Genomic DNA, 8,959 nt, shown 5'->3' on the forward strand with positions numbered 1-8,959 from the left:
GGCGTACGGGAGCGCGGCCCGCACCTCGGGGTCCGACCAGCCGTCGGGCAGCGGGTTGCCGGGGAGCTGGGCGGTGCCGACGACCATCAGCAGGCACAGGCAGAGCGTGCTGCACAGCCCGAGGACGGCGGCGAGCAGGGTGAGCAGACGGGTGGTGCCGCGGGGGTGGAGGTGCTGGCCCGCGAGCCGGGCGATCGGCAGCGCCGTGAGCGGCAGGACGAGCGGCAGGAAGACGAGGAAACCCACCGGTCAGTCCCTGTGCGGCGGGCGGCTGCCCGTCCCCGGGGAGGCGTCGGGGGTGTCCGTCTCCTCCGCCCGGTCGAGCAGGGTGCGCAGCAGTTCCTCGTCGTGGGCGTTGAGGGCCGAGACGAAGCTGGTGAGAACGGCGTCGCGGTCGGGTTCGCTGTCCAGGACGCGGCGCATCCGCAGCGCGGCGAGGCCCGCCTCGTCGGCGGCCGGCGTCCAGCGGTAGGCCCGTCCGTACCGCTCACGGGTGACGGCCTGTTTGGCGTGCAGGCGGGAGAGGATCGTCATCACCGTCGTGTACGCGAGGTCGCCGCCGAGTCGTTCCTGCACCCAGGCGGCGGAGGCCGGGCCCGGGGCGGTGTGCAGGACGGCGAGGACCTGCGCCTCCAGCTCGCCCTGCCCGCGGCGCCGGGACCGGTCGCGGCCCGGGGCGCCGTCGAAGGGGGCCGGGGGTGGGGTGGGGCCTGGTGGTGTCCCGGCCGGCGTGCCGCCGGAGGACTCGCCGGTGTTCCCGAAGGGCTTCGCGCCCATGCCGTCGCCTCCCGTCGTGCCGGGCGTCCCGGAGGGCCGGGGCGCCGGGGCATCTTACTTATCGGCCGGATTGCGGCGATCGGGTGCACGGATGCCGTCGCCGCCCGCCCGCTATTTTCTACAGTCCTGTAGATTTCGAGATCCCGCACGGGGGTGCGCCCGTACGGGGACGACGCGGTGCCGCCGGTGCGGGCCTCTGCCTGTCCGGTACCCGGTCCGCTGTTCCGGTACCCGGTCCTCCCGACCGGTCATACACCGCCGTGAGCACGTCGTACGCAACACCTGGAGGGAAACCATGGGAGTCTCGCTGGCCAAGGGCGGCAACGTCTCGCTGTCGAAGGAGGCGCCCGGCCTGACGGCCGTCTCGGTCGGCCTCGGCTGGGACGTGCGGACGACGACGGGTGCGGACTACGACCTCGACGCCAGCGCCCTGCTGTGCACCGAGGCCGGAACGGTCGCCTCCGACCAGCACTTCGTCTTCTACAACAACCTCAACAGCCCCGACGGCTCCGTCCAGCACACCGGCGACAACCTCACCGGTGAGGGCGAGGGCGACGACGAGACCATCAACGTCACCCTGACCGCCGTACCTGCCGAGATCACCAAGATCGTCTTCCCGGTCTCGATCCACGAGGCGGACAGCCGGGGGCAGAGTTTCGGCCAGGTCCGCAACGCGTACATCCGCGTCGTCGACCAGGCCAACGGCGCGGAACTCGCCCGCTACGACCTCAGCGAGGACGCCTCGACCGAGACCGCCATGGTCTTCGGCGAGCTGTACCGGCACAACGGCGACTGGAAGTTCCGCGCCGTGGGGCAGGGGTACGCCTCCGGGCTGCGGGGGATCGCCTCGGATTACGGGGTGCGGGTCTGAGGGGGGTGTGGCTGAGGCGTCTGCGTTTGAGGCGTGTGCTTCTGAGACGTGTGCTTCTGAGGGGCTGATCCGCTGAGGGCGGAGGTGCTGACGAGGCGGACAGGGCGGCGATCCGGCGGGGGCCGGGGCCGCCCTGTGTCGTTGGGGGCGGGGGTTTCGGGGGCGTGTTTTTTGGGGCGCTGGGGCTCGGGGGCCCGGGGTTTCCGGCGGGCGGGGGTCGGCCGCGGAGGGTGGCGCGATCTGTGGTGTTTGGGGCTTCATAAACCCTCTCGTAACGGGACAAACACGGAGTACGGTGGAGACACCCGGAGCATGGGGTGTGTCCGCGTACGCCGGTTCGCACGCCGGCCTGCACGCCGGTCCGCGTGCCGAAGGGAGCGCGGCGCGCGTGCGGGCGGGAACGGCGCGGCGCGCCCCACCCGAATGAGGTGAGCGCCGTGCAAACCCTGGTGACCGTGGTCGTCATACTCGCGCTGGTGGCGCTGGGCACCCTCTTCCTCGCCCGCGTCAACGCCCAGCGTGCGGACAGGATCGCCGGCCACAAGTACGCCTCGCTCCGCCCCTCCTTCCGCCTCCGGATGCGCAAAGGGACGCACGGCGGCGGCGCACACCCCGGAGCGCACGCCGCCGGCCCTCCGCCCCTCACCCCGGAAGACGACCGGTGAGCCGCCCCCGCGCCCCGCGCCCGGGCCGCTCACCGGGCAACTGTGCCCGTACCGGGGCCTTCCATGGCTGAACACGGGCGGACGGCCCCGCCTCACGCGCGTGTGCTTCCCGATGGGGGCGTCCGTCCGGGGAGGCTTCTTGGTCTGGGCGCCTGTCGGGGGACGCTTCCCGGTTGGTGTGCTGGTCCGGGGACGCCTCCCGGCCGGGACGCCCGTCCGAGGCCGCTTCCCGGACAGGGCGCCTGTCCGGGCGTGGTTTCCGGTCGGGGTGCCCGTCCGGGCGCACCGGGGCGGATCGTTCGGAGGCCCCATGTTTCCCCCGGCCGGGGCGGCCGTGCCGTAGGCCGCCCGGCCCGTCCGGTGCCGTCGGCGTGCGGCCGACCGCCGCGCGCGGCGCGCCTCGCACCCCCTTGCCAGGAGCCCCCATGACCAGCCGCTCGACCGGTTCCCCGACCGGTGCGGCCGAAGCCGTCCACGGACGGCACCACCCCGAGCCACCGCCCGTCGCCCGGCTCGCCATCGTCCCCTCCGACGGTGTCGCCCGGCGCGTCGACGGCGTCTGGTGGCCGCGTACGACCGACCTCGCCGCCGAACTCCCCGAACTGCTGCCCGCGCTGCCCTCCGACTGGCCGAGAATCACCCACGCCACCGCGAACGGCGCGATGTGGTGCGCGCTGCCCACCACCACGCTGGTGGCGGGCCATGTCGTCCGCCTCCGGCGCATCCACGACCGGCCGGACCCGCCCACCCTCTGCCTGGTCTCGGCCGGCAACGGCCGCTGGGACCTGCTCGTCCTCCCACCGGACACCCCGGAGCCAGAGGCCCTGCGCACGATGGCGGGGGTGGCGTCCGGGGAGGTCCTGCCGGAGTGAGGGGCGGCCTCGCGGGGGCGTGAGAGGGGGCGCGAGGCGGAGAGTCCGCCGGGGCGCACGGCGCGGAGGGGCGCGGGGGCTATGGCGTCGCCGGGGGGCGGAGCGCGTGTGGCGTCGCGCGTCACCGGGACTGCGGGAGCGCGGGACGTGCGGGGCGTACGGCATGCATGGGGCGCACGGGGTGTACGGCACGTGCGAGCAGCGTGAGAGGGGCGAGAAGGCTACGGCCTGGGCGTCGGGACCGCGCGGTGGGGCCGGTTTTCGGGGGTCTCATTGCGGCATACGGGTGGTGTTCATCTGAACATCGGGGCCTTGGGGGCGTCGGTCCTCGGATCCTCGCATTGCGTACACATCATGAGAAAGCACAACAGGAAGGACATGGGTCCCGGTGGCGTTCGCGCCGGGACCCCCATCGGAAGTGAGGGGTCATGGCCGCGACCAAGGTCACGAAGTTCTGGGCGGTGTGTCTCGCCGTCCTCGGCAGGCTGCTGGCATCACTCGGGTTCGCCGCACCCGCGTTGGCGGCCCGCCGCGAGGCCGCGGCGGGACAGCGGCCCTCGGCCGGCCGGGGTCACTGCGGCCGGGGCGTCCGGTATGCGGACGATCTGGCGGCCATGCCGTACGCGGCCTCCATCGAACCGGGCATCGCGCACGTACGACGCGTCGCCCCACCCCCGCCCACACCCGTGACAACACCCGTCACGGCGTACGCCATCGACGGCCTGTACGTCCCGGGCGCACGGACCGCGGCCCACTCCCTTCCGGCCTTCGTGCCCGCGATGCGCGCGGACGGCCCGGGGCTTCCTCCGACGCTCAAGCAACGCGTCCGCTCCGAGGCCCACGGCGCCTCTCCCACCTCACGCAGCCGTCTGGCCACGGGCATCAAGCCACTGCGCACCCGCCCCGCCCGGGAGGCCCGCCGCCCCGACACCGAACCCCGCGAGGTCCCCGCGTCCCTGCTCGGCCCCCGCCGGAGGGAGCACGACTCCTGCACCCTCTGAACCGCCCCGGTACCGCACGCCGTGAGCGCGGCGCGTTCCACAAAGCGCCGCGCGGCAGCGGCATCGCGACGGTTCGACAGCAGGACGACCATCACCGGTAATCGGACATCAGACACCGGGAACGGAATACCGGACGGCGCTGGCCCCACCGACCGCGATGAGCGGAACGGGCGGGGCTGACAGTGCGGATGGGGCGGGACGGAAGCGGCGCGGAATCGGGGCGACATCGGGGAACGGCCATGGGGGCGAGGGGCCGGATGACGGGGATGCCCAGAGGGACGCATGAGGGGGACGTGCCGCCGTACGCCTGAAGGGCGCGGCGGCGACCACCGTTGCGGACGGTGACCCCGGGGGACGCGCAAGAGCACGGGCGAGCGCGGCAGAACGCGTAACGGAAGCGCGAAGAGGCATACGCCCCGAGGGCCGGGCCCAGACGCCGAAGGCCCGCCGTACTGCGAAGGCCCCACACACCCACACCACGCGCCCCACCTTCCCCGCACACACGCACGCGCACCCCCGCGCAAGCTTCCTCAAGAACAATCGCTCGGTTTCCATCCGTGCGGACAGTGGCAGACGCGCCGGCCCCGCGCGCGTGCCCGGTGTCGCCGGGCCATGAGTGGGTAGCCTCGGAAGGTTGCGGCCACACGGCATAGCGATTGTTCTTTTTACGGGGGAGGTACGGGATGGGACGGCCGAGACAGGAGCGGGCCGTGCAGACCCGTGAGGCGATTCTGCGGGCGGCGGCCGAGGCGTTCGACGCGTACGGCTTCGCCGGTGCGAGCATCAGCGGGATTCTGCGGCGTGCCGGTGTCACCGCCGGGGCGATGTACTTTCACTTCGCCTCGAAGGAGGCCCTGGCCCGGGCGGTGGTCGACGCCCAGCACACCGCGTTCGCGCCCCCGGACGCCGTGACGGGCCTGCAACGCCTGGTGGACATCACCCTGATCTGGGCGCACCGGCTCCAGGACGACCCCCTGCTCCGCGCGGGCCTCCGCCTCTCCACGGAACAGGCCCTCGGCGCGCCCGTGGGCGCCGCCCCCTCCGACCTGTGCGCCGGCACTCTCACGGACTGTCTCCGCGCCGCCTCGGCGAGGGGCGAGCTGCAACCGGGCGTGGAACCGGACGAACTGGCCGAGTTCGTGCTCGGCGCCTGCGTCGGCATGCGCCAGTTCCTCCCGCCACCGGACGGCCGTACGGACCTGACGCGGCGTGTGATCCGCATGTGGCAGTTGCTGCTCCCGGGTACCGCCGTTCCCTCTGTGGCCGTACGGATCTCCCTCGATCCGTCCCGGGGCGCCCCGGCCCCCGGCTGACCACAGGCGTCGCGGGCCGGCACGGGCCTCACGGCACGGCGTTCCACGGCCTGCGCCGCGCGGCCGTGTGCGGGGCCGCCGCCGGGCCGGTGCCCGGTGCCACGCCGGCGAGGCGGGAGTAGGCGTACGCGGCGGACAGCAGGGTCGTGTGGTGGTGCCAGCCCGGGTACGAGCGGCCCTCGAAGTCGCGGAGGCCGAAGTCGGTCTCCAGGGTGCGCAGGGCGGCGGAGGTCGCGGCGGGCAGCCGGGTGAGGGGGAGGAGTTCGTCCATGCGACGCCGGGTGAGATTGGTGAGCCAGATGCGGGCGGGGCGTCCGCCCAGCGGACGAGGCTCGGCGAACACCCGGTAGACGTGCCGGCCCGTGCCCCCGGGGCGGGCGCCGTTCGGCAACCGAACCGTGCCGGTCGGTACGCGGACGGGGTGCGGGCGCCCGTCGTGCCCCGTGAGGGTCGCGGTGTGCGGCGCGCCACCGGGGGCGCCGAGGAAACACGCGACGGTGGCGGGCGCCTCCGTACGGCGGACGAGCGGAACGCCCGTCCCGGTGGCGGGCCCGACCGGCAGCGACCCCGGCACCGCGACCGCGAACGCGCATCCCCGGCGGCTCAACTCCCGTACGAGGTCCAGGGCCTCGCGGCACCGGCTGAGGTCCGCCACGACGGGCGTGGTGGTGAGCGGCTGGCGCGCGGCCAGAGTGGTGAGCATGTCGAGGGCGTGCGCCCACAGGGGGCGGTACCGCACGGTGTCCGGTATCCGGGCGCGGCGGCGCAGGGCGTGGTCCTCGGTCCACTGGTGCGGCAGGTGCAGCCGCCAGTCGACGGGTATCTGTGAGGTGCCGGTGGCGAGGAACAGGGCCATGGCGGCCTGGCAGTTGACGGTACGTCCGGTCGCCGGGTCCTGGCGGCGGTGGACGCCCACGGAGAGGGCGCCCCGCTTGGGCAGCAGCGCCACTCCGAAGGTCCAGGCGCGGGCGGTGGTCCGCTGCTGCGTCCAGCGGACGAGTTCACCGCGTACCGGTTCCCAGCTCCAGGGGCTGTTGTTGACGAACTGCTGGAGGGAGAGCGCGGCGGTGGCCGTCCCGGAGACCGCCGCGGCCAGCCGGCTCACCGACTTGCGGCCCGGGGTGCTCAGCAGCGCCTGGAGATAGGCATGGGCCCAACGGCGCTGGTCGGCGCGCGGGAGATGCCCGAACAGCTGCCGGGAGAACGCGGCCAGGGGTGGTGTCCGGGACGCTTCCTGCACGGTGTTGGTGGCTCCTTCCCCCACGTCACCGCCGCCGCGGTGCGCTCACGGAGGCAAAGAATATAGAGCGACCGTTTTGCTTTCGCCGGGGGAGGGGAGGTGAGGGCGGGGAGAGGGCGGCGGATGGGGCGTAGAGGGAGGGGAGTTGGGGGTGGTGCGGGCGTCGCACGGCGCGACGGCCGGGGCGCTCGCCATCACGTACGCCACAACCCGCAGCCGCCACGTACGCCACAGCTCACAGCAGCCACGTACACCACGTACACCCCACCCACCCCGGCAACACCCCCGTCCCCACCGTCCCTTCACCCCGCCGCGGCGAGTTCCGCCGCGTAGGCGCCGACGAGGGAGGAGGCGTGGTAGCGGCCCGGGGGTGTCACGGAGAGCAGGCGGAGTTGGAAGAGGGTGTCCAGTTGGCGGGAGGCGCGGTGACGGGGGACGCCGAGGAGGTCGGCGGCGGCGTCGACGGTGATCCCGGTACGGGAGCGCGGCGCGACCACACGGAACGCACGGGCCTCCTCCTTCTCCAGCGTGCGGTAGGACCACGAGAGCACCGAGCGGATCGAGGCCGCCCCGCCCCCGCCGTCCAGGACCGCGAGCGGGCCCGGCCCCTCGGTCAGCTCCGCGAGCAGATCGTCCGGACGGACGTACTGCCCGGTCGCGCAGCGCTCCCCGGCGAGGCGCAGGGCGAGCGGCAGATGGTCGCAGTGCCGGGCCAGCTCCCGGACGGTACGGGGGTCGGCGTGCCGCGTGGGAAGGGCGGTGCCGTCGGTGACGGTGTGCAGCAACGCGCAGGACTCCGCGGGGGACAGCGGCTCCAGGGTGAGCCGGACCGCACGCTCCCGGACCACCAGACCGGGCAGCCGGTTCCGGCTGGTGACGAGGACCACGCAGTGCGGGGACCCGGGCAGCAGGGCATGGACGTCCGCGGCGGTGGCGACGTTGTCGAGGACGACGAGCGTCCGGCTGCCGGCGAGCAGCTTCCGGTAGAGCGCGGCCCGGTCCTCGGCGGCCTCCGGCACCGCGCCCGGTGCCACGCCCAGGGTGCGCAGGAAACCGGCCAGTACGTCGGACAGGCCGGTGCCCGTGCCGTCCGGCCCGTAGGCGCCCAGGTCGTGGAAGAGGACGCCCCCGGGGAACGCCGCGGCGGCGCGGTGCGCCCACGCGACGGCGAACGCCGTCTTGCCGACGCCGGGCATCCCGTCGACCACCACGAGCCGTGTCGTCGCGCTACCGGTGCCGTCGATGGCCGAGACCACGCTGTCGAGGGTGGCGAGATCCCGGTCGCGGCCGGTGAAGCACAGGTCGGGGGACGGCAGCCGGGCGGGGCGCGGGAGGGCGCCGCGGGGGCGCCCGGGGAGGCCGAGGTGGGCGCGGAGCAGCAGGCCGCGGGCCCGCAGGGCCTCGTCGCACCGCTGGGCCAGTTCGTCGGAGGCGGGGGTGCGGCCGGTCTCGATCCGGCGCAGCTGCTCCTCGCCGCAATGGGTCCGCTGTGACAGCGCGTCCAGCGACAGACCCGCCGCCAGTCTCCGCGTCCGGAGGACGTTCCCGAAAGACAAACCGTTCTCACTTTCCCGTCGGGCACCCGCGCGCCGAGCGGGGCCGGTGGGGCCCGGAGCGGTGCCGTGTGCTGCGGAGAGTCTGCGGCAGGCCGGTCAACAGCCGATCAACCACGGGACGCCTCCGGGGGCGGAGCCGGAACGGCTGAGCCCCGGACCGGGGCCCGGGGCTCAGCCGTGGGGGGGGGAGGCAAGGTCAGTAGACGTTGACCGGGTTGACGTAGGAACCCGGGTGGGTGGCGCCCGACTGGTCCAGGATGGCGCCGCCGTAGGGCCACTTCAGCTGGAAGTGCTGCTTCTCGTTCGGCGGGGTGATCAGGAACAGGCCCGGCACGACCCTCCGGTCGTCACTGTGGGTGCTGGGCATGAGGGCCATGGAGAAGCTGGTGTGCTCACCGGGCTTGAGGGTGACGGTGACCGGCTTCTTCGACGAGCGCGGCAGGTCGTACTGGACGTCGGACATGATCCTGACGCCCGGGAAGCCGTTGAGGGTGCAGGTGGTCTTGCCGGTGTTCTTGAGCCATACCGTGGCGATCTGCTGCTCGTCGCTCTTCATGTCGGGGATGCCGCCACCATCGGAGCCCCAGCCCGCCGTCATGGAGGAGGTGGTGCACCGGCGGACGGAGGCGTTCGCCGCCGCGGTGCCGCCCTTGGGGGCCGTGCC

Annotated in this window: 9 protein-coding genes and 1 pseudogene; 5 read left to right on the forward strand and 5 right to left on the reverse strand. The window is 73.9% G+C overall.

The genetic code is table 11. The annotated features are described in order from the left end of the window. Positions 1-246 (reverse strand): annotated as a pseudogene (locus AC51EU_RS23220) (M56 family peptidase); the annotation flags it as partial. A 3-nt stretch (positions 247-249) separates the two neighbouring features. Beyond that, positions 250-777, reverse strand: a complete 528-nt coding sequence (locus AC51EU_RS23225; RefSeq protein ID WP_496268980.1) for a BlaI/MecI/CopY family transcriptional regulator — start codon at positions 775-777, stop codon at positions 250-252. 295 nt (positions 778-1,072) lie between these two features. Between AC51EU_RS23225 and AC51EU_RS23230 the strand changes: the two genes are divergently transcribed. From AC51EU_RS23230 to AC51EU_RS23250, 5 genes are all read left to right on the forward strand, one after another. After that, on the forward strand, positions 1,073-1,648 hold the full coding sequence (locus AC51EU_RS23230; protein ID WP_496268981.1) for a TerD family protein: 576 nt from the start codon (positions 1,073-1,075) through the stop codon (positions 1,646-1,648). 428 nt (positions 1,649-2,076) lie between these two features. Continuing rightward, positions 2,077-2,313 (forward strand): hypothetical protein, encoded by a 237-nt coding sequence (locus AC51EU_RS23235; protein WP_496268982.1) that lies wholly within the window; start codon positions 2,077-2,079, stop codon positions 2,311-2,313. A gap of 425 nt (positions 2,314-2,738) precedes the next feature. Further along, positions 2,739-3,185, forward strand: coding sequence for a DUF5994 family protein (locus tag AC51EU_RS23240; protein ID WP_496268983.1), 447 nt, complete (start codon positions 2,739-2,741; stop codon positions 3,183-3,185). 428 nt (positions 3,186-3,613) lie between these two features. Next, positions 3,614-4,186, forward strand: coding sequence for a DUF6344 domain-containing protein (locus AC51EU_RS23245; protein WP_496268984.1), 573 nt, complete (start codon positions 3,614-3,616; stop codon positions 4,184-4,186). Positions 4,187-4,896: 710 nt separating this feature from the next. Beyond that, positions 4,897-5,499, forward strand: coding sequence for a ScbR family autoregulator-binding transcription factor (locus AC51EU_RS23250; protein ID WP_496268985.1), 603 nt, complete (start codon positions 4,897-4,899; stop codon positions 5,497-5,499). 28 nt (positions 5,500-5,527) lie between these two features. Here AC51EU_RS23250 and AC51EU_RS23255 read toward each other — a convergent pair whose 3' ends face one another. From AC51EU_RS23255 to AC51EU_RS23265, 3 genes are all read right to left on the reverse strand, one after another. Next, positions 5,528-6,739, reverse strand: a complete 1,212-nt coding sequence (locus tag AC51EU_RS23255) for an IS701 family transposase (RefSeq protein WP_496268986.1) — start codon at positions 6,737-6,739, stop codon at positions 5,528-5,530. Between the two features lie 302 nt (positions 6,740-7,041). After that, positions 7,042-8,295 (reverse strand): helix-turn-helix domain-containing protein, encoded by a 1,254-nt coding sequence (locus tag AC51EU_RS23260; protein WP_496268987.1) that lies wholly within the window; start codon positions 8,293-8,295, stop codon positions 7,042-7,044. Between the two features lie 196 nt (positions 8,296-8,491). Beyond that, on the reverse strand, positions 8,492-8,959 hold a 468-nt coding region (locus AC51EU_RS23265; protein WP_496268988.1), incomplete at its 5' end, for a DUF4232 domain-containing protein.

This window comes from Candidatus Streptomyces philanthi (genome assembly GCF_059553635.1).

What these genes read in the sequence shown, in the direction of transcription:
- AC51EU_RS23225 (WP_496268980.1), bottom strand. Translation starts at nt 777, where the DNA reads ATGGGCGCGAAGCCCTTCGGGAACACCGGCGAGTCCTCCGGCGGCACG.
- AC51EU_RS23230 (WP_496268981.1), top strand. Translation starts at nt 1,073, where the DNA reads ATGGGAGTCTCGCTGGCCAAGGGCGGCAACGTCTCGCTGTCGAAGGAG.
- AC51EU_RS23240 (WP_496268983.1), top strand. Translation starts at nt 2,739, where the DNA reads ATGACCAGCCGCTCGACCGGTTCCCCGACCGGTGCGGCCGAAGCCGTC.
- AC51EU_RS23245 (WP_496268984.1), top strand. Translation starts at nt 3,614, where the DNA reads ATGGCCGCGACCAAGGTCACGAAGTTCTGGGCGGTGTGTCTCGCCGTC.